The organism is Bacillus sp. REN3 (genome assembly GCF_017912555.1).
Lineage (GTDB): Bacteria > Bacillota > Bacilli > Bacillales > Cytobacillaceae > Mesobacillus.
Genome location: NZ_JAERSD010000022.1, coordinates 1 through 24031, shown reverse-complemented (window position 1 = coordinate 24031; position 24031 = coordinate 1). Strand labels below are relative to the sequence as shown.

Below are 24031 nucleotides of genomic sequence, written 5' to 3'. Positions count from 1 at the left end.
TATCTCTATTTTTAAGATATTTCGCGGCTCAATGGCCGCTAATTAATCATGCCTATAAATTCATCGGCACCTGGATAATCACCAATGTGCCAGTTCCAACCTTTGAATGGATCGCAAGCTCGCCTTCGAGCAGCTCGACCCTTTCCCTGATCCCGATGATTCCGAAAGAGTCGTCTTTTTTTTCATTGACATCGAAGCCTCTGCCATCATCCTTGATCACGGCCATCACCAAATCCTGCTTAATCTCAAGCTTAACCTGGATAAGGGAAGCCCGCGCATGCTTCAAAGCGTTCTGGACAGATTCCTGGATCACACGGAACAAGGCGACTTCATATTTAGCAGGAAGCCTTTGGTCATTGCCAACATTGACAAATTGGATCCGTGTGGTCTTATGATACTCTTCGATTGTCTGCAAATACTTTTTGAGGGTAGGTACTAAACCTAAGTCATCAAGGGCCATTGGCCGTAAATCATAAATGATTCTCCGGACTTCATAAAGCGCCGAACGAACCATCTTTTTCATATTGCGGATTTCGCTGATTGCTTCGGCTGCGCTTCTTTCTTTATAAATCTTCTCTACTAAATCGGAGCGCATCATGACGTTGGCCATCATTTGCGCTGGTCCATCATGGATTTCCCGCGATAGTCTTTTTCGTTCCTCTTCCTGGGCTTCGATGATTTTCAGGCCGAAATCCTGTCTCTGCTGTGCTGTCTCCAGGGCCTCGCCCATTTGCCTGATATCGCTCATCATGTAATTCATGACGACGGAGATCTGGGATACAAGGTGGTCTGCCCGCTCAATCGTTTCGTTCAGCCCAATCAGCCTGCGTTCAAGGTCGTCCCGCTTTTCCCTGAGCTGCTTTTCCATCTGGCGGTTCATTGTCAGATCCATTTGCAGCTTGTGGGCCACTTCGTAGGATTCGCGGACTTCTTCTTCGGTGTAATCTTTGAAATGCTTGCTTACCTCTGAAAGCCGTTTTCTTGCGGCCCTTACCTGGATATCCAGCTTGTCGCCCTCGTTGATGATGTACGCGACCTTCAATTTGATATCCTGTAATTCACTTGTGATCGACTCATAATCCGCCCTGCACTGTTCGCCGATCCGGAAGATCTCATCTTTGCTGTTTCCGACGGTATCGATCATTTTTTCGAGAATCTGGTCAAGAGCCTTCGTCTCAAATTTAATCGCCATTCTTAACTCCCCCAGGGGCGTCACAAAATATTTTAGCGTGAAATTCAAAATGTTACTAATTATTCCCTAAGCAAATCCTGCCATTTAAGCAAAAATCGTTAAATAGGCACAGGATTGATTTTTCCAGCTAAGTCTAATATCCTATTATTCAGGGAATCATAAACTAAAAATTCACTTTTATAACAATAATTTCTCATGTCAGACCACTACCTATTATAACATCCAAAACTATTATCTGTATTAAAGTTATATTACAATCATGAAACGCAGATTGTACCCGGGGTGCCGACATCTTATAATAAATTGTAGCATTTTATAACGGAGTCCATGTGTATAAAGATACAAATCCAGTTGGGAAATTTCCAGGGGGAGAGAGGCGAAGCAATTGCTGCCAAGCTACTATACAGTAAAGGAATATGGCGAACACGAAATTGAAATCCAGCGATCCCGCTTCATCGCATATATCGACCGGGCAGAAACCGAGGAGCAGGCGCAGGAATTCATCCAATCTATTAAAAAGAAGAACTGGAACGCGACGCATAATTGCTCCGCCTACCTGATCGGCGAAAATGACCAGATCCAAAAAGCGAACGACGATGGCGAACCGAGCGGCACAGCCGGCGTCCCGATTCTTGAGGTGTTGAAAAAGAAGCATCTCAAAGACACTGTTGTCGTCATCACCCGTTACTTCGGCGGCATCAAGCTGGGCGCAGGCGGGCTGATCCGCGCCTATGGGAAAGCAACATCAGAAGGACTGGCCGCAACCGGGATTGTCGAACGGAAACTGATGCGCATCATGCATACGACAGTCGATTACACCTGGCTCGGGAAACTCGAGAACGAGCTGCGTTCGTCTGCCTATCAACTGAAGGAGATTCATTACCTCGATAAGGTCGAGCTTGAAACCTATGTCGAAGAATCGCAAACAGAAGCCTTCACAGAATGGATGGTCGAGCTGACGAGCGGGCAGGGGGGAATTCGCTCTGGGGAAGTTGTGTATATGGAAAATGAGGTTATGTAATATTTGTCTTTTTAAAATATTTATTAAAAAAACACATCCCATATATTATAATTAAATATTGCAGGGCTTATTGATATTAATTAAAAGGATGTCATTTATGATTCAACATAATCAATCTCCTACGAACCGGAGCGACAAGGCATATAAGAAAAAGAAACGCAGGCGTCGGAATCTTTTGATTTTTTTGATTGTCTTATTTCTTTCAGCCATTAGCTTTTCAGGATATTTATTGTTCCAGACATACGCAGTAGCAAAGGATTCTTATCAGGAACTTAAAGGCAGGGAGGAAAAATCGAAACTTCGGGAAGAACCTGTTTATATATCCAGCGATCCCTTTTCCGTACTTTTGCTTGGCATTGAAAATTATACAGATGAAAATGACCACGGCAGATCGGACACGATCATGCTAGCAACCTTCAATCCTGACAAACAGACAATGAAGCTTGTCAGCATTCCCAGGGACACTCTCGTGTCAATTCCTGAATACAAAGAAGATAAAATCAACCACGCCTACTCGATAGGCGGCAAAGAGATGGTAATAGAAACAGTTGAAGGTTTTTTGGATATTCCAATAGACTATTATGTAACAGTGAACTTCAAAGGTTTTACGAACATTGTTGATACACTGGGCGGAGTCACAGTCGACGTTCCATTTGATTTCAATGATATCAACCGAAACTGGGACCGTTTTTATTTTTATGAAGGGACCCAGAAGCTCAGCGGCGAAGAAGCGCTCGTTTATGCCAGGATGAGAAAGCAGGATCCGCGGGGCGATTTCGGCCGAAATGAGCGCCAGCGGCAAATTGTCACAGGCGTCATCGATCAGCTTTCGTCACCAAAAACACTGTTGAAAATTGACGACATCGCGTCTGAAATCGGCAACAATATCGAAACAAACATGCGGGTAAAAGAAGCACTTGCTTTCCGTAAAAAGTATCCAGACTTTAACTCATCCGCAATTGAACAACTCGAGTTAAAAGGGTATGACAACTACATCAATAGTGTCTATTATTTTAGCGTCGATCCCGAAAACCTGAACGAACTTACAACAGAATTAAAGAGCCATCTGGAATTGGAAACTGAAATTCAAACAGACGCCAACTCTCCAACGGAAGACGGTTCCCAGACTGAATATGAATATGAAGGAAATGAATAAAGCTGCCCAAAAGGCAGCTTATTTTTTCTCTTCCCTGAATAATTCAGGAAGGCCAAGGATAAAGACACTCAAAATCAATCCAACTAAAAGTCCTAGGACAACACTTTGCTTTGGCGAAGGACCGCTGTTTTCGGAAACAGATACATCCTCAGCTATCATTGAATTCCGCAAATTCGTTTTATCTTTATTACGTTCATAAATTCTTGTTATCTTGGTTATATCCTCCGATTCTGAATCCTCGTTAATGATATCTTCAATGTTATTGTCTATGGTAGCAACTTCACGATTATACCTGTTGGTTTGCTCTTTCATGATTCCCTTAGTTACTTGCTTTAATGTCTGTTCAACCTGATCCCTATTCTTGCCTGAGATGCTTAATTCAAGTGTTTTTTCAGGTACAACAGCATTCACGTTCAACCTGGACTTTACCTGGTCTACATCCATGTCAAGTTCGTATTCTTTGTTGATTCGCTTTAAAAATTCACTTGAAGAAATACGGGCTTTCATCATGATCGGGTCATTTAGGGTCTCTTTATCAAAATTCCCTAATATGATCTTTGAATTTGCTGTGTAGGTTGAAGGAACTTGCGAAGCAAAAAAGTACCCGGCAGCAGCCGTTAAGATCGGGATCAGCAATAAAAGGATTGCAAGTTTTTTAAATCGTTTCCGTAGTCTTTTCAACAATTCATTCATTGGTCGATAGCTCCTTCTGTTCTTCCTTATTTTTCAGTCTGAAGTTTATATAGCCTATTGCAAACGCAATAAGAATCCAGGAATAATTCAATGTCATGAACGAACTCGGGCTCATGCTTGCAAGAAAGAAAGCTGCAAGGCTTGTCCCTAACGCCTGCGTGATCATTCTGTCTTTCCAGTTCCAGGACTGGCGGTGCAATCTGTATAAGCTGACCATCAGCCATAGATACAGGAACAGATACCCAATGAAGATAAAAATGCCATAATGGACAAAGATTTCCGCCCACCAGTTATGGATGTTGACAATGCCTGCTGTAGGAAGCTCTGCGTAATGCTTCATATAGTATTCAATATTACCTGCGCCAATCCCCAATCCTATCGAACCGGCAATGAAAATCAGGGCATTCTTCAACAAATTGATCCTGATATCGGTTGATGCTTCCTCGTTGTAGGATGGCCTGAAAGTACTGCTTACTTGTTGCCAGATCTGGTTGAAGGCGGCCAAAATCTCGCTCGAGAACAAGATGATTCCTGGAATAAATACTGCGAATCCGGCCAAGATCACAATCCTTTTTTCTCTTTTCCCTGTATATAACAAGAACCAGAATACCAGGCCTACAAACAGGGCCAGTAAGTTCGCTCGTGATTCACTGGTATAGATTTGAAAAATCGTGGATAACATCAGGATACCGGCAACAAGGCGAATGAGAATGGTCTTCAGCTGCCACTTTCCAGGTTCAAAACGGAGAAAAACAGCAAACGCAAAAAAGAAGCTTAGCGCCAGATAACTTGCATAGTCGTTTTCATTCGCAAAAACAGCGGTAGGGCGATGTTTCACGTATGCTCCCATATAATACAGCCGGGATACAGGCAGCTGCTGGTGGGTAAGATAATTCCAGAAACCTATCATTAACATGAATATCATGACAAAAATCCATAGATATAGCAAGCTTGTATATTCTTTCCTTTTATTGAAAAGAAACACGAACAGGAAGATAAAGAAGATTCCGGACACAAGAAAGAAGATATCCTTTACTCCTTCCACCAGTGATTGAACCCATAGCAGAGAAATCAAGGCGAAAATGATCCAGGAGAACAAAAAAACAAGCACAGGCTTCACTGGTTCCCTTCCGAATATGGAAAGGTTTTTGCTCCTTGCCCAATTTAGCAGGAATAGAGCCAATGCAACCGGCAATAGGACACGATACGGGAATAAAGATATGGGGCCTATTTTGAGGGATAATAAGCCAGGGCCAATGAAGGAAGAGGCAATGAACGCATAAAGGATCAGATTCTTCAAGCCTAGCCTTTTCAATAATGACTTTGTAAAAAGAACCAGAATGAAAGCTATGAACAGGAGTATTGCGGCACTTCCGAAGATGGCCATGGAGCTTGTAGAAGACAAAGCGCGGACAACCACCCAGCCCGAAAGGATCGAAATTAAAAGGGCCGCTATAAGTTGCTGAATAACCTTATGTATATATAAATTCTGCATCCTAGTCACCTTTTAACCTTTTAGTAATTTTCCGTTTACATTGTATGGGAGGCTGATGGAAAACACCAACCTCCCACTATACTGTTATTGATTCCTAAGCAGTTGATTTTCAGGCACTTTCCGAATTGCTTTAGCGGGTGTCCCTACGACAAGTTCTTCTTTTTTCACATCTTTGGTAACGATGCTTCCGGCTCCTACCGCGCCATCCTCCTCAATCACAATCCCTGGAAGAGTGGTAGTGTTGGCACCAATCCGGCCGCCATCCTTGATGGTAATTCCTTTGAACTTATCATATCTTTCTGCTGAGCGTGCCATATAATTATCATTTGTTGTTACGACACCAGGAGCCACAAATACATAGTCACCAAGCTCGGAATAAGCAGTGATGTAGCAGTTGGTCTCCAGCTTGCACTTTGTACCGACTTTACAATCATTTTCCACTGCGACACCGCGGCCGACAATTGTTTTCTCTCCGATTGTCACCCGTTCGCGGATGGTTGCAAGGTCAGCGACAAAGACGTCATCTGCCAAATCAGCATTCGCATAGATGATAGAAGAAGTACCGATTGTGCAGCCAGAGCCGATTTTTGCCGGAGGGAGTTTCTTCACATCAGGAAGGATGGAATTCTTTGCCCTGCTCGGCTGCTTTCCAATGACAGCATTATCCTGGATCAGCACGTTATCTCCTATGCTTGTGCCATCATAAATGATGACATTATGGCCTATAGAGACATTTTCGCCAAATGTGACATTGTCCCCGATCACAACATTGTTTCCCTTATTTGGAGTATTCATCTAAACGCTCCCTATCACTTATTTTGAATAAAATTCAGCAATCTTGCTAACGACATATTCCTGCTGCTCAAGCTTCAATTCCGGGAACATTGGCAAGGATAAAGCCTCTGAACATGCCTTTTCTGTTTCCGGCAGGTCTCCTTCTTTATAACCCAGTTCAGCAAATACAGGCTGAAGGTGCAATGGTTTTGGATAATAAATCATTGTGCTGACGCCATTCTCCTTCAGGAATTCCTGAAGCTCGTCCCTTCTTTGTACACGGATTGTATATTGGTGGAAAACGTGATAGTTGTGTTCCTCTATATACGGAGTCACAACGTCTTTAACTTGTTCATTCAAAAGTTTTGTATAGTTTTCCGCTCTTTCCCTGCGCAATTCGCTCCAATCATTCAGGTGAGGGAATTTCACATTGAGAATAGCTGCTTGAAGCTCATCAAGGCGGCTATTATAACCAAGGACATGGTGATAGTACTTCGGCTTGCTTCCGTGGACACGGATGACGCGCATCTTTTCAGCGATTTCATCGTCCTTTGTAACAATCATCCCAGCATCGCCGTATGCTCCCAGGTTTTTTGTCGGGAAGAAGCTATAGCATGCAGTAGTGCCCAACTGGCCAACTTTTTTGCCTTTATATAAGGAACCAATTGCCTGTGCCGCATCTTCCACGATTGCCAGACCATGTTTCTCGGCAATCTCAACAATCGCATCCATATCAGCCATCTGGCCATATAGGTGTACTGGAACAATTGCCTTTGTTTTCTCTGTGATCGCCTGTTCAATTTTCTTCGGATCGATGTTGAATGTTTTTGGGTCGATGTCAACAAAAACTGGTGTTGCTCCTGCCCTGGCAACTGCTCCTGCAGTAGCAAAGAATGTGAAGGCAGGAACGATGACTTCATCCCCACTGCCTACTCCGCAAGCCTGTAACGAAATATGCAAGGCATCGCTGCCGTTTGCAACCCCTACTCCATGGCTCACGCCGCTGTACTCAGCTACATCGCTTTCCAGCTTCTTGACATTGGCTCCCAAGATGAAATGGGATTTCGACATGACGTCATCAAGCGCCTCCATGATTTCACCTTTCAGTGATTGATACTGTTCTGATAAATCAAGCATTGTTACTTTCATGATTGATTCCTCTCTTTTCATTTAATTTTGAGCTTCAGCATCTAAGTTCCCTTCAAGCTGCCGATAGGCTTTGACGAGCTTTTTGCTTTCTTCTTCCCAATTATAAATCGTTTCGACAGCACGGCGTCCATTTTTGCCCATTTCTGCGGCTATCTCTGGATGTTCGAGAATCCACTTCATTGCATCAGCAATTTGGGTGACATTCAACGGATCGACACAGATTCCACAATTGTTTTCCTCGACGATTTCCTTCCAAATCGGAAAATCCGAGGCGATAACAGGTACTCCTGCCGACATATATTCAAACATCTTGATCGGCAAGGAGACAATGAAACGCGGTTCGGGATGCAGGAGAACAAGTCCCATGTCCGCTTCCGTCAGTGCCTCTTTTACCCCGGTACGGTCAAGGAACCCTTTAAAATCCGTATACTTGAAACCAGTCATGTTCCTGACTTCCTCTTCAAGGGAAGCTGGCGCGAACGAGCCAGCGAGCACGAATGTACAAGGTACCTCTTCGTTCAGCTTTTCAACAGCTTTGACCATTTCCCTGATTCCTCTAAGAACATAAATCCCGCCGATATAAAGAGCCGTGTTCCCTGTTTTAGATACTCTGTCATTATAATTCGCTGACAGCTCATCTAAAAGAGGATAATTGTGAATTGTTATTGTATTTTCATTATACGTCTTAAAGCGTTCAGCAATGGTTGGGGTCGCTGTCGAGATAATATCGAATTTTTTCGATGCATAGCGTTCATAATTCCGGACCAGTACCGAAATGAATTTCCTTAATGGCTTGGGAATCCACTGTTTTGATAACACCTGCTCCGGTACATCCTCATGTACATCGTAAACAACCTTTTTCCCTCTGGCTTTCAGCTTAAGGCCCACCGGCATCAACTCCGGATCGTGGAAATGATAAAGGTCTGCATCGATTTCCAGGGCTTTTTCGTATACCTTCTTTGTTGTTTTTCGCATTCTGGCCAACTGCCCGTTTGCATCTGAATGGATTCCGCGTATTTTCACTCCGCCTTTTTCGGAATCCTCCACATTCGGGACAACATAATACACCTCATGGCCGGCCATTTGCAAGGACTGACATTCCTTTATGAAAATCCTTGTGTCATTTGCTGAGTGGACCGATGTTAAATGGCATACCTTCATGTTTTCACTACCTTACTGATTGATCGTCCCTGATATTTTCCAACAGGTCATCGACAATGGTTTTCCAGGAGTAATAGTTTTCGACAAATGTCCTTCCCGATTGAGCATAACCTTTATAGTCCACTTCATCCAGGGCCGCGCATTCGATGATTTTCCTGGCAATATCATCGGGATTTTCGGGTTCGGCAATGATTCCGCAATGGTTGTCCCCAATCAGTTCCGCACTTTCCCCGGCACCGCAATATAAAACTGGGACTCCACTTGCCAGCGCTGGAAAAATCTTGGACGGCCTAGCGCCCTTGAATAGCTCGATATTCCTGAGTGATACGATCGAGAAATCTGTAATTGAAAAGATATTTGGCATTTCGGTGACTGGTACAGCATCATGGAAAACAAGGTTGGCAAGCTGCAGTTCTTCTTTCAACTTCATCAATGCTTCCTTTTCAGGCCCATCTCCGATAATCAAGAATCGAACATCCGGATTGATTCCCTCGACCACTTTAGCTGCCTTCAGCACAGCATCCAGCCCTTGGGCATAGCCAACCCTTCCGGCGAAGGTAAAAACCTTCTTGCCTTCAAAACCCAGCTGATCCAACCACAGCTTGTCTGGTTCCCGAGGGGCAAATGTCTCCGTGTTGACGCCGTTCGGAAGCAGGAAAACCTGCTTTTGCGACTTCCCTTTTCTTACCATATAATCAAGGATTCCTTCTGTCGCCGTTGCGATTTTCCAGGATTTTTTATACAGCCAGTTTTCAAGCCATTCCGCCATTTTGATGAATGCCTTATTCTTCAAGATGCCAAGTTCGACTGCGGATTCCGGCCAAATATCCGCTACGTTGAAAACGAATTTCGCTCTTTTGAATTTTGATGCAAAATAGCCTGTGATCCCCAGGAATAGCGGAGGGGAAGTACAGATGATGACATCAGTCTTATGAGACTTAAGCACTGAATAAAAGGCGCTGAAAGTAAAGGAAAAATAAGAGAGCAACCGTAACCAGAAGCTTCCCTTCGGACTTGGATAAATCCAGCTTCGATGAACCGGGATACCGTCAAAGTGTTCGAATTGATAGAACTTCCCTTTATATTCATCGGGAATGACTCCATCTGGATGATGGGGGAATGCGGTCAGCACTTCTACCTCATACCCCCGCTTGATCAGCTCTCTGCTGACTTCATATAGCCTGATCTGGGGTGCTCCCGTTTCGGGCGGGAAGTTTTCACTTAAGAAAGTAATTCTCATTTTTTAAACCTCTTTGTTGAAATGCTCGACTATTTTAGCTGAGGCTCGGCCATCGCCAAAATAGTTCTTATAGGATGGATCCACGTTTTTCTGGACAGCGTTCAGGATCTCTTCCACATTTGTTCCTGTCAGGATGTTCGCCTCATCCTCCAATGTCTCGACCCATTCCGTCTGTTCTCTTAGCGTTACGCAGGGAACCTCTAGGAAATAGGCTTCTTTTTGCATACCGCCAGAATCAGTGATGATTTTCTTTGCGTTGCTTTCAAGCGACAGTATATCAAGGTAACCGACAGGATCGATAACAAGCAAATCGGGAACTGAGTTCAAATCGACCCCCATAGTGCTTAAAACATTCCTTGTGCGAGGGTGGATCGGCCAAACCTTCTTCCCTTCGATGTTTGAAAATGCCTTGATGATATTCTGGATATTTTCCGGATCATCGGTGTTCTCAGCACGATGAACCGTGATTAAGTAATAACCATTCCGTTCCAGACCGTTCTTCTCGAGAATCGTAGATTTTTCTTCTGAAAGCTGACGGTTGTACAGGACCGCATCATTCATAACGTCTCCCACATTGAAAACATTGCGGGTCACATTTTCATTTTGAAGGTTTTGAACCGCTGTCTCGGTTGGACAGAATAAATAATCGGAGATATGGTCTGTCATGATCCGGTTGATTTCTTCCGGCATTCGCTTATTGAAGCTTCTTAATCCCGCTTCGATATGAATGACGGGAATGTGCAGCTTAGCTGCGGCCATCGCTCCTGCGACAGTCGAGTTTGTATCCCCATATACAAGCAGGTAATCAGGTTTCTCATCAAAAATGATTTTTTCGATTCCCTCCAGCATGGCAGCTGTCTGTTTTCCATGGGTGGATGATCCGACATTCAGATGATAGTCGGGTTTGGGAATATTCAATTCCTCAAAGAAAATATCGCTCATATTTTTATCATAATGCTGGCCTGTATGGACATAGATCTCGGTATGTAACTTTCTGAGTTCCCTTGATACAGGAGCAGCTTTGATGAATTGCGGCCTGGCTCCAATCACAGTTAGAAACTTCATAATAGAGAATCCCCTTTGCTTTTAGAGATATCAAAAGAAGTAGCATAGAAAAGGCTTCTATGCTACTTATCCAATTTTCTATAGCTTAACGTATTTTTTCGGTTTTTCATAATTTTTTAATGCATTCCGTGTATCAAATACCACTTTGTCTGATTTGCTGATCATCTCGTAGTCAAATGCAGTATGGTCAGTTGTAATGATAACAAGGTCTGCGTCTTCAAGCACTTGCTCGGTAAGCTCCACGGTTTCCATCACCATGCCGCAAGAACGGAAAGATTTGACATGTGGATCGCAGACAAACAATTCCGCACCTTCGTTATACAATGTTTCAATGATTGGAAGTGCCGGGGATTCCCTGACATCATCAATATCCTTCTTGTATGCAACACCAAGGACAGCGATCTTCGAGCCCCTTAACGCTTTCCCTTCGCCATTCAATGCGTACATTGCTTTATTGACAACAAACTCAGGCATGCTGTTGTTGATTTCGCCAGCAAGCTCAATCAAACGAGTATGGTAGTTATACTCTCTTGCTTTCCATGTTAAATAGAACGGATCGATAGGGATACAGTGTCCGCCAAGCCCTGGTCCTGGATAGAATGGCATAAAGCCGTATGGTTTGGTAGCCGCTGCATCGATGACTTCCCAGACATCAATCCCCATCTTATTGCAAAGGATCGCCATTTCATTCGCAAGGGCAATGTTGATGTGGCGGAACGTGTTTTCAAGAATCTTCTCCATTTCTGCAACGGCAGGGCTTGAGACCTGATGGACATCTCCTTCCAGGACGCTACTGTACAATTCGGACGCAATGGCCGTACAGGCAGGCGTGATTCCACCGACAACCTTTGGGGTATTTTTCGTATTATAATGCTTGTTGCCCGGATCTACACGTTCAGGTGAATAAGCAAGGAAAAAGTCCTCACCGCACTTCAGGCCGCTTCCCTCAAGGATCGGCTTAAGCACTTCCTCTGTTGTCCCAGGGTATGTAGTGCTTTCGAGGACAACCAGCATGCCTTTGTGCAGATATTTCGCGATTTCTTTCCCTGAGCTTTCTACATAAGAAGTGTCTGGCTGCTGATAAATATCAAGCGGTGTAGGCACACAGATCGCGACAGCGTCCACATCCTTGATCTTTGAATAATCGGTTGTCGCTGCAAGCTTTTTATCAGCCACTATTTCCTTCAGTTCTTCATCGACAACATCGCCGATATAGTTGATTCCCTGATTGACCATATCAGTTCTTTTTTCCTGCACATCAAAGCCAATGACCTTGTATCCTGCCTTTGCTTTTTCAACTGCCAGCGGCAGCCCGACATATCCGAGGCCGACCACTCCAATTGTAGCTTGCCTATTTGTGATTTTTTCCAGAAGTTCTTTTCCAACTGAACTTAATTGTACTTGTTCACTCATGTTAATCCCTCATTTATGATTAATTTATTTTAACAGGTTTATTGGAACTAGCTGATTCATAAAATGCCATCACGAGCTCGAGTGCCTTTCTTCCATCAAGACCAGTAACGATCGGTTCGCGGTCTTCCTTGATCGCTTCGACCATGTCCTCGATGATGCACTGGTGGCCCGGCTTGCCGATAGGGTCATTTTTCACCTTTTCGATAATATTATTCGTTGCTTCATCTGATTGGTCCTGGACATTCCAGTGTTCAACAAGGCTTGCTGTCTTGCCGCCGATTTTGATGGTGCCGGTCTCTCCAAAAACACTGATTGTTTCTTCAAGATTCGATGGGTAAATCGTAGTTGCTGCCTCTACTATACCCAGAGCTCCATTTTTGAAACGGATGACACCGGTTGAAACATCCTCCGATTCGATGTTCCGGAGCCTTGTGGCTTCCATGCTGTAAACCTCTTCAACATCACCCATCAGCCAGAGGATCAAGTCAAGGTTGTGGATCGCCTGGTTCATCAATACGCCGCCATCGAACTGTTTCGTTCCACGCCATGCAGCCTGTTGATAGTAAGCATCATTACGGTTCCATCTAACAGTAGCATTCGCATGGCTCAGCTTGCCCAGCTTCTGCTCGTCCATCACCTTTTTCAGTTCCATCATCACCGGACGGAAGCGGTTAGGGTGGACCACCGATAGTTTCACATTATTTTCTTTGCAAGCATTGATGATGGCATCCGTATCTTCGAGCGTCATCGCAATCGGCTTCTCAACAACTACATGCTTCTTGGCATTGGCAGCCTCTACGGCAATCGATGCGTGGAAACCGCTAGGGGTGCAGATATTGATGACATCAACAGCTTCTTTCTCTAAAAGCTCTGAAAGCTGGGTATACCCCTTTACATGATATTGATCGATGAATTCTTCCATTTTGGAAGGGTCTGTATCGCAAACAGCGACGAAATCCGCACCTTCCGTTTTAGTGATTGCCTCAGCATGCTTTTTAGCTATATGGCCGCAGCCAACAATCGCAAATTTAACCATTGAAAAAGTCTCCTTCACTAGAAATTTATTGTCATGAAAACACATCTATATGAAAACTTAACTCCCTTTAAGCTTTTTAAAAAATGGCTGTCTGGCAATCAGTCTTTTCACCAGCAAGATATCCTCTTTTTTAAAGAGCAGGAATTTAGCATAGGCCTCGCCGGAAACGCGCTTGAACAAGATTGCTTTGATCACAAAGCTTAGGCTATATGATATCGAAGTTGCGATTGCCGCTCCGGTAGCCCCATATTCAGGAATCAAGATAAGATTCAGGATGGTACTGAAAATCACATTGAAAATGGAAACATTCATGTTGATTTCCGGTTTCCCTCTGGCGGCTATATCGTTGGATAGCAATTTTTCCACGGCCAGCAATGAAATTCCAGGGAGAAGGATTTTTAAGAAAAATGGTGTTTGTTTATAGTCACTTCCCAAGACAGGAGCAAGGAAATCAATCGTGAAAAAGAGAAAAACAGCAAAAGCCAGCATAAACACCATGGTGAACCGGCTGACAATCGAAGTCAGATGGTTCCTCTCTTCCTCTGTCCCCATCGAAGCAATTCTTGGCATCAGTACCGCGGAAATAGATTGAGTGAATACGGACAGCTTCTCGCCAAGATTCAGAGCGGTGAAATAAAGCCCGACAGCCCCATTTCCGATAAAGAAGCCAAGCAGATAGATATTGATCCTGTAATTCAGGAATGTGACCAGATTGCTCATATAGGATTTGAACCCATATTTAAATGATTTTTTTAAATATGGTATGTTCAGTCTCATATTGGACCTTTTAAGATTGAATCTTTTGACGCTGAATACAAGGATGAAAATCAGAGTTAGCGCGTGCCCGCTGATAAAAGCGATCAAGGCGCCAACAAGGCCGTAATCGAATACAACAATCAAAGCCAATACAAGAAAAAGGTTAGTGAATTGCGTTACAACCAGGATCGTATTGAAAACCCTGAAATCCTGTATACCTTGGAAAATGGTTTGAAAGAACGTATTCAACAACATAAACGGAAGCGCAAGCAGAATCAAATAGACATATGAGTGATCATCAATACCCTTGAATAATTTATCACCGAAAAAGTAAATGGTGATGAAGCCGGCAATCACACCTATGACACTCAAGATGATTCCGATGATCAGATTATTGAAGAAGCTTTCACCTGCGTTAATCTCCTGGCGGCTCACATAATATACTGTCGATATATTGATGCCTAAATTCACGAACATCATCAAGATGGCCGGGAAGTTGGTGATCAGCGCATATTCACCCTGCAGCTCGCTTCCGAGCACCCTGGCGATGATGATGATCAGGAGCGTGCCAATCACAATGCTTGTCAGCTGTCTGACAAGCGTGATAAAGCTGTTTTTAATAAAGCTGTTTTCCTTTGTCATGATCCTGTTCCACCATTGCCTGCTAGTTTTTCTGCAAAAGCTGAATAATTTTTCTTAGCATTGTACAATTCATTCCAGGTTTGATAAGCAGCTTCACGCCGCTTCTCCCTGTCTTCGTGCGGGGATCTTGCAAATGAATCAAAAATCCCCGCAAGTTCCTTCACATCAAAATCCTTCGGTATCAAATGGCCGTTTCTGTCGTTCACCAGCTCCCGTGTTCCGCCTACATCCGTCGCTAAAGCAGGAATCCTGCAGCTGAATGCTTCCATGATGGCGACAGGAATCCCTTCACTTGAACTGACATTAACAAACATGTCCACAGCATTACTTGTGTAAAAATCCATTACCTCGGAATTCCCAAGGCTGCCCTTGAATTCGCACGAGACGTGATCAGGCAAAGCGGCTGCAAGCTGTTCGATTTCCGCTCTCGCCGGCCCGTCGCCAATATGGGTCCAGTGGATTTTTTCCTCGCAATGCTGAAGGCTATTTATTAGTAATTCAAGCCGTTTAACCGGCACAATATACGAACAGCTGACTATCCGGAAAGTTCCGTCCTTTGAACTTGGCGACTCACCATCAGGCTTAAGGGTTCCAAGCCGCCAGGTTTCAAGATGATCATGATTCCCGCTTGCCTGGCCAGAAAGATACTGCCGCCCGTTATCTGAAATCAGGAACAAATTGTCCAGTTTGCCAATCAGCTTTTGTTTGAATGGCAAATAAGGAGGTTTATGCCGATCTTCGTATATGTCCCCTCCGTGTCCCCGGGAATAGGCATGGATTGACGGATATTTTTCCTTCAACAAAGCGATTCCAGGTGCAAGGGAAAGCCAATAGGAATAAACAACAAAGTCAGCATCGTTTTCCGCTGACATTATATTGTTTTCTATATAGCTGCGCAGTTTCACAGCATTCGCCGTCCAGGAGGCAAGCTTTCCAAATCCCTTCGCACCAAACGCTTTAGCCTTGCCGCTTTCCGATAGGAACCACTTGAGACCCTGTCGGTCATGAATCCAGCTTAACTTATATGAAGCCGCTCTTTTTCCCTGGAAACCAGGAACAAGGTGAACTTCGGCATTTGCTGGCAATTCCCTTTGTTTGGAATGATCCAGACTGTTAACGGGAATGATATGTACTTTGCGAAATTTTTCACATAGAAAATCCAATTCCAGCTTCAGAAACTCTTCCCCTGGATAAAATGGATAACGATTCGTAATCAGAATCAGTTCCTGTTTCATCATCATCACTCAAATCAAAAGAAGTTTGAAAAACCGTTTGTAAGCTTAGCCACAAACGGTTTTCGTTTTTAATGTTTTCCAGTCACTTTCCTGTACATTTTAATGAAAGGTTTATGCCGGTCATTAACAAGTCCGATTAATTCAGCAATGACCTGGAAAAGGATAAGCAAACCGGAAACAATCAACAAAGATCCCCAAAGGGTAGATGTTTCAAAAAGAACAGCAGATACACTAAAGAGAATGCCAAGCGCATATATGACAAGTACCGTATTGCGATGTGACAGGCCAATAGCCAGAATCCGATGGTGCAAATGGCTTTTATCCGGCGCCGAAATCGGCTGCTTATTCACAACCCTCCGGATGATGGCGTATGTTGTATCGAATATCGGCACGCCTAATATGATGATCGGCACAATGAAGCTGAATAATGTGACGCTCTTGTATAATCCCAGCAGGGAAAGGATACCAATAGAATAGCCAAGAAATAACGCACCAGTATCTCCCATGAAAATCTTTGCAGGATGGAAATTATAAAAAAGGAAAGCAAGCGTGCTTCCGAGCAAAATCAACGCCAAGGTCAGGATCAATGACTTTCCCGCCGCGCCCGCCATAAAGGCGATAGTCGCTATGCCGATCGATGAGATACCCGCAGCAAGGCCATCCAGCCCATCAATCAAGTTAATGGCATTGGTAATGGCAACAATCCAAAAGATTGTGACGGGAATCGACCAAATTCCTAAATTAAATTTTTCCAAAAAAGGTATACTTATGAATTCAATTGTCAATCCTGTACTTACAACCACTCCAGCTGCCGCAATCTGGCCAAGCAGTTTCACTTTCGCAGACAACTCATATTTGTCATCCAGGATACCGAGTATAACAATCAGAATTGCGCCAATAGAAATGCCGGTAATCTTCTGTGTATAGAGTCCAGCTGCAAAAAAACCAGCGATCACACCAAGGAAAATGGCAAGACCGCCTAAACGCGGCATTACCTTCTCGTGGACTTTCCGGTGATTCGGTTTATCGGTAGCGTTGATTTTATGCGCTAATTTTATGACAAATGGCGTAGCAACCAGAACGGTAAAGAAGGAAACAAAAAATGCTACTATCAATTGTGCAGTCATACTGACTTCTCCTCTTTGTGATCCGTAATTTAAAAACCCTCAATAAGTGTATCATAGTCCGCCTATTATTCAATTTATTATCCATTAATTTTCCGTTACATTTATTTCAGAACCGGAAATGGGCTTAATGGTTATTTTTCCTGTACGCTTAACCTTAAAACCTCATCTCCCTCTATTTTTAACCTGCAGGGCAACAATGTCAATTATTTTTATTTTCCATATAACTTATATCAAGAACACATTGTAATAAAAGGAAAACCCTATTGGAATAAATCCAACAGGGATAAGGTTCACTTTTTATTGAAATAATTAATAATGCCTCTGTAAACAGCATCAGCAGCCTTTTGTCTGAAAACAGGATCTGCAAGCCTGTTGGCATCATCCTTATTTGATACGAATGCCACTTCCACAAGCACACTAGGGATTGTTGTTTCCCTTATGACTTTGAAGTCACCGTGTTTTACTCCCCTGTCATATGTGCCGAGCGTCCTGATCAGTTCTTTTTGGATTTCCTCGGCTAAGAGCAAGCTGTCTGCTGATTTGTAGGTGCTATTCCACCACGTTTCTGTTCCATGCGGGGAAGACGTGGTAAAGGAATTGATATGGATACTGACAAAGATGTCAGCACCGGATTGATTCGCCTGGGCCACCCTCTCACTTAGGGTAGGGTATGTATCCCCTGTCCGTGTCATCACAACTTTTGACATCGCATTTGTCAATCTGGATTGGACCCTCTTTGATATATCTAACGTTAAATCTTTTTCCTTCAGCTCCGTACCGTTGCCTGTCTTACCAATGGCTCCTGGGTCTGTTCCCCCATGGCCAGCGTCAATCATGATTTTTTTGCCAACAACAGAAACAGCCAGTGTTCTGAAGACGCCATCGGATACGGATGCCGGGCCACCATAAACAAAAAAGCTCTGGTAACCGTTATTGATGATCGAACTTCTTGTTTCTTTTGGAATCGAAGTGGAAGTAGTCAGCAGAATCGGCTCATTTCTTTTCGCTGCAAAAACAGATCCTGTCAGCGCATCGGCAAACGACATTCCAGTCGCGATGGATGACTGGGCACGGGTGCGGAAATATTTATCCGCAATATTCGCCGCAACCTCGAAACGATTCCTTCCATCTATCCGATATGGGTTGGGCACACTATTATAGACAGTTTTTGAGATGCTGCCTTCCCCGCCGACTATGATCGTCTGGCTGACTCCCCATTGGTTGATGATGCTTTTAGTGGAGCTTGGTACAGCATCTGTATTGGTCAGAAGAATAGGATAGCCATTCCTCGCAGCATATGGCGCAATCGCCAGCGCATCAGGGAAGTTCAAGCCGTATGCAAGCACGACCTTACTGCTGCGACCCATGTGCAACGCAATATTATTCGCGACTTCAAAACGGTTGGAACCTGAAATCCTCTGTGTTTTTAACCCCATTCCCCTTACTTGTGACAAAACCGTGTCCGAAATGCTGGCAGTTCCACCTACAGCAATGACAGATGTCGCATTCAGTCTATCAATCTCTGCTTTTGTAGCCGCAGTCAGCACTCCCGGCTGAGTCAAAAGGATAGGAGCATTATATTTATATGCCAATGGAGCTGCAGCCAAAGCATCGGCATACGCATTATAATTGGCCAAAATAACGGTGTTGGACGATGACCAACCCCTCTTAGAAACATTTACCGCAACCTCAAAACGATCCTGTCCGCCAATCCTGATTGTGTAACCCTCTGCAGATGCCGGTAGCACGGCTACAAAACAAAACGCGGCAGCAAACAGCAAGGTTACCAATATTTTCTTCATCCTTTTTGCCTCCTCTAGTTGAACTCTCTCTTATTTTATCGGATGATATAGGCAAATTTCTATGATTTTTCCAAGAAAAATACAAATTGGTTAAATAGGATTAAGATTCTGTGTTAAAAATTACAGAAAGTATACGAAAAGACCCTCGGCAAAAACCGTGGGTCCTGTACTCTAAATACTAGTTTTCAAGTTTAAGTCTATCTAAAGCATTGGTTGTCATTATTTCAATATTTTTGTTGTAACTGGCTTTATCAGTATGGCCGTATGGATCCAAGAACCAGTTCCAATAGAAAGAGCCTGCAGAAAATACTTTTCTCCCATCAGGATGGTTATACCAAATGACATCTGAATAGCCTTCTTTCCCATAAAGAACCACAGGGGATCGAGCAATATACTCTACATTTTCAGTGAACATAGATGCATCGACCTCTCCACCCACTACTCCATTTATTTTATCCCCGTCCTTCAACCCGGTCCCATTGTATATCCAATGGGAAGAATTAGAAACAATCATTGGCATGGTCTTTTCAGGGATTCCCCGATACATGGTCCCGAATAAGTTTTCTTCCGCCCTGTTAACGGGATTCATTCTAAATTGAGTGGTTACTTGAGAAGGATCAATTTTATTAAAAGGATCCTCAGCTGCACGGGCTTTATAAGAAACCATCGTGCGCCCACCATCCTCAAGCCGGATTTGCCAGTAACCAATATTGGCATTGAACAATGCAAGGTCCATGGATGGAAGGCTTTCAATATTGTCCCTCATTCGTTTGGTCCAATATTCATCATGGCCTGCAATGATCAGGTTTTTGGCTTGCGTAGTATTCAGAAGTCCATTATGGACATCGGAATCCGTCACATAGGTTAACCGATAGCCTTTTTTCTCCAGCCATCTGATCAAGTTATATTCATATGAGAAGAACTCTCCAGCGCCGAAATAATTTTTGTATGGCCTGTTGAACGACAACTTTACGGCAGCTTCTTTATTGCTGCTATTATAGCCATAAAGACTTTTCCCGCCCCAGTTGTTGTATGCATGGTAAGTGTTCGTCGCAATCAAAACTGTAAAGTCGGCTGATGGGCTTTGTTCCTTTACAACAAAAGGGATGAAGCTTGCCTTCTTATCTTTCCTCACCACTTTGGCCACATAAAACCCACTATCCCAGTGTAATGGTATTTTATAAGAGAGTGATGGATTCCACCTCGCGTCCAATGTTTCTGGATTTGGCTTATTTCTTTGAATTTGAGCAGGGAGACCTGTTTTCGTTCCCTTCAACAGTCCCCCCTTTCCGCCGTAATAACCCATTCGGTAGAACTCCAGGTGATACGGCTGGTCACTGTTTATATAGAAGGTAAGCGATTGTCCTGGAAAAACAGATGGAGAAGAGGTATAGCCTGAAAGTCCATATCCCGCCCAATTTTTCATTTCCCATTTTCCCGCTAGGTAAATGATGTTATTGTTGACAGAGCCCGTTCCTCCCAATATTAAAACGTTGTTTACCATGCGATCAATCAAGACATTTTGAGTTGCATCAGGCAGTCTTGTCGGCCACGTCAACAAAATGGACGCATTTTCTTTCGCAGCCATAACTGACCCAGTCAATGCATCCGCAAATGTAAGCCCATTCGCGATATAAACTTTTGTGCTTGACCTATTATATTTCTGGAAAATATTCTTGGCTACTTCAAAACGATCCTTTCCGCCAACCCGCTGGGGGGCAGGAAGCTGCGAAAAAACCTTGGCGCTGACACTTCCCTCCCCCCCGCTGACAAGCGTGTGGCCCACTTTCCGGCCAGTCAAAGCTTCCCTTGTTTCCTTAGGCAAGGTATCCTTATTGGTCAATAAGATCGGATAGCCGTTCCGGGCAGCATATGGTGCAATAGCCAGGGCATCCGGAAAATTCAATCCATAGGAAATGACCGCGCTATTGGATGGAGGCATTTTGATCGCAATGTTTTTTGCCACCTCGAATCGGTTTTTCCCGTTTATTCTAGTGATTTTTGATACTCCAGCCTGTTTGATTTGAACAATAAGGCTAGGATTCAAGCTTCCCTCTCCGCCGATCAAAATCACTTCTGCAGGTTTGAGTCGCTGTATCTCAGCCTTTGTTGCCTCAGTCAGAACACCGGGCTGTGTCAATAGGACAGGCGCATTCTTCCAATATGCATATGGTGTCGCTGCCAAAGCATCAGCAAACGCAAGATAGTTGGCCAAGATGACCGTTTCCGATCCATTAGGCCAGCCTTTTTCCGAAACCTTTACTGCTACTTCGAAGCGATCTTTGCCATCAAGGCGTTCAGCAGCTTCCGCTTGATCGATTGCTGCATAACCGAAAAACCAGAGGGAAAACAACAGCATCACTATTAACTTTTTAAACAACTCTAACTCCCCCGATTAAAAGAAACATTTTTCTATCGTCACTTTTTTGCTATCTCCATTGGTACTATTGGATCTGATAAATGCCTTCAGATCACACAACATCCTATTGGCTCTTCAGGGCGCCTGCTTCACCGCATAACTTTATCTTTCTTCAGGAAGTATTATGACAATTCCTAATTGCCTATAAATTTCAATCAGTTTAAAAAAGGACGAACCCATAAATGGAGGGATGCGTCCTTTCTTAGCATTCTAGTTGCCTAGACTGGTATTTGGGTAATAATGTTTCAAGATGTTAACATAACTAATTCCCTTGGAAGCCATATTCTTTGCCCCATACTGGCTCATGCCGACGCCATGGCCATAACCCTTTCCATTGATGTATAAGGTATCGGTATCTGCCTTATAGGTGACTGGGTCAAGCAAATGGCTTTTGAACACACTTGCACCGAACATCGAACGGAATTCTCCGATGCTCAAGGTTTTCTTGACATTTATTTTCTCTATTTCTTTGGCACTGTTCAACTTATAAGTATTCGTTGCCGGATACCTAATGAAGACATCAATATCCAAAGTTGCTTTGATGCTTCTATCACCGGTTGTTCTTTCAGGTGAAATAATGAAATTATTGATTGAGACAATTTTGATTTCGGTATTCGCGTAATTGATATCTTTTTTATATAGCCAGTTTTTAATGCTGGCTGTGACCTTCGAGTCAGCTTCTTTTATGGATCCCCACCAGTGTCCAGGGTTCTTTAGATTGGTGTTATATGGTTCCATATTGATCTGCGTCTTTTTCATCGGAATGGACCATTGAATTATAGGATCGTGATCATCTTGTTTGGCATTTAAATAAGGAACAAGTGCGGTTCCCCAGGCATTGGCATTCGATTCAATGTATCCGCCATTGCTTGAAGAGAATACAGCAGAAATCGGGTTTCCATTATATCTCAATACTTTTCCTGCTGTCTCATTGACTGCACGATTGGTCCGTTGCTGGTAATAATCGTTTATCCATGTTGCTCCGCCATATACTTGGAAGTACTGTGTATCATCGACCACTTTGCCGACCGAATTGATCGAGTAAGTCCGGGCTGCCACCGCCTGCGCCTTAAGCGCCTCTAATTCCCAGCTTGCTGGCATTTCATGCGGGACGACACCTTTCAAGTAGTCTTCGAAAGGAATGCCACGGTTGATTGGGCGAACATAGCTGTTTTCAAGGTAGAATTCCATTTTGCCAAGATATGGCTTGTTATTGAGTTTGATTTGGTTAGCCGTGCTGTACCTTGCTGGCACGAGCGCAAATTGGGAAGAACCAAAGTCCTTCAATTTCTGTGTGCCTTTATATAATACCAATCTATTATTTTCATTTTTCACCGAGTATGATGTACCCTCTGCCAGCCTCACTTCATTTGGAAGACTTGCTACGACAGCTTCACTGACAGAACCGGTTCCGCCAAGGATCGTAAAGCTAGAGATTTTCTTTTCATCAATAACAGTATCGATTGCTGCTGGAAGCCTGTCCGGCCTGGTCAACAACGATGGAGCGTTCTGCTTGGCGGCGAGAACCGAGCCAGTCAGCGCATCTGCAAAGGACAGACCTGTTGAAATAAAGGCTGTTTCAGCCGGAAGGTTCAATTCCCTGACGATATTAGCGGATACTTCGAACCGGTCAGCCCCGCCAATCCGCCGCGGCGACGGCAATTGACCAGCCACTGCGCTGCTGACACTGCCAGTGCCTCCAACAATCAAAGTGCTCTGTCTGCCTTGAAGGGCGGACTTTGTATAGCTCGGCAAGGAATCCTTAGCAGTCAGCAGAATAGGATAACCATTCCTCGCTGCATAAGGTGCAATGGAAAGTGCGTCAGCAAATACAAGTCCATTGGCAATTACAGCTTTCCCATTATTAGGGATTTGTGCAGCCAGCTTATTGGCGACCTCAAAACGATCACGGCCTGCAATCCTCCTGACTTCAGGAACAAATTTTTGGAGCTCAGAACCAACACTTGTGGAAACACTCCCCGTTCCGCCAACAATATAGACGGTTCTTGGGCTTAATTCCTTTAGTTTCTGTAATGTTTGGCTTTCTAAACGGTCAGGCAATGTTAATAGAATTGGAGCATTTTTATAGTAAGCAAACGGAGTGGCAGCTAAGGCATCCGCAAAAGCCTTATAGTTAACTAGAATTACAGTATCGGACTTTGTCCAACCACTTGAGGCAACATTGTTGGCAACAGCGAAGCGGTCCTTTCCTGACATTCTAATGTTTCCATTCGCAAGCTTATATTCACCAACGCTTGTCAAATTGATTGAACGCGTATTCCCAATATAATTGCTTAATTTGACGGAAATACTCGCAGCCTGGGCAAAAGAAGTAAACGGCAACAACGAGAAACAAATGGCTAAAATTAGAATGAAGGAAATCCTTTTATTGATCAATTTTTACCCTCCTAGATGTTAAACAAAAGAAATAATCGACAAATAACCCTCCTTTTTTTACGAAAATATTTCATATATAACAAATCTATCAAAAATTGTAAAATGAGTAAATGGGGATTTAGCATTTTTTTGGTTCCCTTGTACAAATCTTCTTATATATCATTTTTATAGCAAGAAAAAAAGAGGGTGTCCCAAAAGTATAAACTTTTGGGCACCCTCTTTATTTTTGAGACTGCTTGGAAAATAGTCCGTTGATTT

Annotated in this window: 18 protein-coding genes; 2 read left to right on the top strand and 16 right to left on the bottom strand. The window is 43.6% G+C overall.

Going from position 1 to position 24031, the window contains the following annotated elements; all coding sequences use genetic code 11:
* Nucleotides 1-52: 52 nt before the first annotated feature.
* Entirely contained in the window at nt 53-1192 is a 1140-nt protein-coding gene (locus JJQ88_RS16765) for a sensor histidine kinase (RefSeq protein ID WP_210367188.1), read from the bottom strand.
* A gap of 385 nt (nt 1193-1577) precedes the next feature.
* On the opposite strand from JJQ88_RS16765, the gene JJQ88_RS16760 reads away from it, so the two are divergent.
* Together JJQ88_RS16760 and JJQ88_RS16755 are read left to right on the top strand one after the other, a co-directional pair.
* A complete protein-coding gene (locus tag JJQ88_RS16760) occupies nt 1578-2213 on the top strand; it encodes a YigZ family protein (RefSeq protein ID WP_210367187.1) in 636 nt (211 codons plus the stop codon).
* A 97-nt stretch (nt 2214-2310) separates the two neighbouring features.
* A complete protein-coding gene (locus JJQ88_RS16755) occupies nt 2311-3369 on the top strand; it encodes an LCP family protein (protein WP_210367186.1) in 1059 nt (352 codons plus the stop codon).
* Nucleotides 3370-3387: 18 nt separating this feature from the next.
* Here the strand turns inward: JJQ88_RS16755 and JJQ88_RS16750 are convergent, their stop codons facing one another.
* From JJQ88_RS16750 to JJQ88_RS16680, 15 genes are all read right to left on the bottom strand, one after another.
* Nucleotides 3388-4062 carry a hypothetical protein gene (locus JJQ88_RS16750; protein WP_210367185.1) on the bottom strand — a complete coding sequence of 225 codons (675 nt, stop codon included), beginning with the start codon at nt 4060-4062 and terminating at the stop codon, nt 3388-3390.
* Nucleotides 4055-5557 carry an O-antigen ligase family protein gene (locus tag JJQ88_RS16745; protein ID WP_210367184.1) on the bottom strand — a complete coding sequence of 501 codons (1503 nt, stop codon included), beginning with the start codon at nt 5555-5557 and terminating at the stop codon, nt 4055-4057. The genes JJQ88_RS16750 and JJQ88_RS16745 overlap by 8 nt, the downstream gene beginning before the upstream one ends.
* Nucleotides 5558-5641: 84 nt before the next feature.
* Nucleotides 5642-6352, bottom strand: coding sequence for an N-acetyltransferase (locus tag JJQ88_RS16740; protein WP_210367183.1), 711 nt, complete (start codon nt 6350-6352; stop codon nt 5642-5644).
* An 18-nt stretch (nt 6353-6370) separates the two neighbouring features.
* Entirely contained in the window at nt 6371-7480 is a 1110-nt protein-coding gene (locus tag JJQ88_RS16735) for a DegT/DnrJ/EryC1/StrS family aminotransferase (RefSeq protein WP_210367182.1), read from the bottom strand.
* A 21-nt stretch (nt 7481-7501) separates the two neighbouring features.
* Complete coding sequence (locus JJQ88_RS16730; RefSeq protein WP_210367181.1) at nt 7502-8641, bottom strand: glycosyltransferase family 4 protein; 1140 nt, start codon at nt 8639-8641, stop codon at nt 7502-7504.
* 7 nt (nt 8642-8648) lie between these two features.
* Nucleotides 8649-9881 carry a glycosyltransferase family 4 protein gene (locus JJQ88_RS16725; protein WP_210367180.1) on the bottom strand — a complete coding sequence of 411 codons (1233 nt, stop codon included), beginning with the start codon at nt 9879-9881 and terminating at the stop codon, nt 8649-8651.
* A gap of 3 nt (nt 9882-9884) precedes the next feature.
* Entirely contained in the window at nt 9885-10946 is a 1062-nt protein-coding gene (gene wecB / locus JJQ88_RS16720; protein WP_210367179.1) for a non-hydrolyzing UDP-N-acetylglucosamine 2-epimerase, read from the bottom strand.
* A 78-nt stretch (nt 10947-11024) separates the two neighbouring features.
* A complete protein-coding gene (locus JJQ88_RS16715) occupies nt 11025-12359 on the bottom strand; it encodes a nucleotide sugar dehydrogenase (protein WP_210367178.1) in 1335 nt (444 codons plus the stop codon).
* Between the two features lie 19 nt (nt 12360-12378).
* The gene (locus JJQ88_RS16710) at nt 12379-13395 is read right to left on the bottom strand and encodes a Gfo/Idh/MocA family protein (protein WP_210367177.1); all 1017 of its coding nucleotides are present in this window, start codon (nt 13393-13395) and stop codon (nt 12379-12381) included.
* A gap of 57 nt (nt 13396-13452) precedes the next feature.
* Nucleotides 13453-14793: a flippase gene (locus JJQ88_RS16705; protein ID WP_210367176.1), complete on the bottom strand. Its 1341-nt coding sequence runs from the start codon at nt 14791-14793 to the stop codon at nt 13453-13455.
* Nucleotides 14790-16028, bottom strand: a complete 1239-nt coding sequence (locus tag JJQ88_RS16700) for a glycosyltransferase (protein WP_210367175.1) — start codon at nt 16026-16028, stop codon at nt 14790-14792. The genes JJQ88_RS16705 and JJQ88_RS16700 overlap by 4 nt, the downstream gene beginning before the upstream one ends.
* Before the next feature lie 68 nt (nt 16029-16096).
* Entirely contained in the window at nt 16097-17155 is a 1059-nt protein-coding gene (locus tag JJQ88_RS16695) for a glycosyltransferase family 4 protein (RefSeq protein WP_210367174.1), read from the bottom strand.
* A 290-nt stretch (nt 17156-17445) separates the two neighbouring features.
* Nucleotides 17446-18957, bottom strand: a complete 1512-nt coding sequence (locus tag JJQ88_RS16690) for an N-acetylmuramoyl-L-alanine amidase (protein ID WP_210367173.1) — start codon at nt 18955-18957, stop codon at nt 17446-17448.
* A gap of 178 nt (nt 18958-19135) precedes the next feature.
* Nucleotides 19136-21337: a N,N-dimethylformamidase beta subunit family domain-containing protein gene (locus tag JJQ88_RS16685; RefSeq protein WP_210367172.1), complete on the bottom strand. Its 2202-nt coding sequence runs from the start codon at nt 21335-21337 to the stop codon at nt 19136-19138.
* Between the two features lie 249 nt (nt 21338-21586).
* The gene (locus JJQ88_RS16680; RefSeq protein ID WP_210367171.1) at nt 21587-23773 is read right to left on the bottom strand and encodes a SpoIID/LytB domain-containing protein; all 2187 of its coding nucleotides are present in this window, start codon (nt 23771-23773) and stop codon (nt 21587-21589) included.
* Nucleotides 23774-24031 lie beyond the last annotated feature (258 nt).

Bases quoted from the DNA above. Each gene is read 5' to 3' on its own strand.
- JJQ88_RS16700 (WP_210367175.1), bottom strand. From the start codon at position 16,028: ATGAAACAGGAACTGATTCTGATTACGAATCGTTATCCATTTTATCCA.
- JJQ88_RS16745 (WP_210367184.1), bottom strand. From the start codon at position 5,557: ATGCAGAATTTATATATACATAAGGTTATTCAGCAACTTATAGCGGCC.
- JJQ88_RS16730 (WP_210367181.1), bottom strand. From the start codon at position 8,641: ATGAAGGTATGCCATTTAACATCGGTCCACTCAGCAAATGACACAAGG.
- JJQ88_RS16755 (WP_210367186.1), top strand. From the start codon at position 2,311: ATGATTCAACATAATCAATCTCCTACGAACCGGAGCGACAAGGCATAT.
- JJQ88_RS16710 (WP_210367177.1), bottom strand. From the start codon at position 13,395: ATGGTTAAATTTGCGATTGTTGGCTGCGGCCATATAGCTAAAAAGCAT.
- JJQ88_RS16740 (WP_210367183.1), bottom strand. From the start codon at position 6,352: ATGAATACTCCAAATAAGGGAAACAATGTTGTGATCGGGGACAATGTC.
- JJQ88_RS16735 (WP_210367182.1), bottom strand. From the start codon at position 7,480: ATGAAAGTAACAATGCTTGATTTATCAGAACAGTATCAATCACTGAAA.
- JJQ88_RS16750 (WP_210367185.1), bottom strand. From the start codon at position 4,062: ATGAATGAATTGTTGAAAAGACTACGGAAACGATTTAAAAAACTTGCA.
- JJQ88_RS16695 (WP_210367174.1), bottom strand. From the start codon at position 17,155: ATGACTGCACAATTGATAGTAGCATTTTTTGTTTCCTTCTTTACCGTT.
- JJQ88_RS16705 (WP_210367176.1), bottom strand. From the start codon at position 14,793: ATGACAAAGGAAAACAGCTTTATTAAAAACAGCTTTATCACGCTTGTC.
- JJQ88_RS16690 (WP_210367173.1), bottom strand. From the start codon at position 18,957: ATGAAGAAAATATTGGTAACCTTGCTGTTTGCTGCCGCGTTTTGTTTT.
- JJQ88_RS16725 (WP_210367180.1), bottom strand. From the start codon at position 9,881: ATGAGAATTACTTTCTTAAGTGAAAACTTCCCGCCCGAAACGGGAGCA.
- JJQ88_RS16765 (WP_210367188.1), bottom strand. From the start codon at position 1,192: ATGGCGATTAAATTTGAGACGAAGGCTCTTGACCAGATTCTCGAAAAA.
- JJQ88_RS16715 (WP_210367178.1), bottom strand. From the start codon at position 12,359: ATGAGTGAACAAGTACAATTAAGTTCAGTTGGAAAAGAACTTCTGGAA.
- wecB (WP_210367179.1), bottom strand. From the start codon at position 10,946: ATGAAGTTTCTAACTGTGATTGGAGCCAGGCCGCAATTCATCAAAGCT.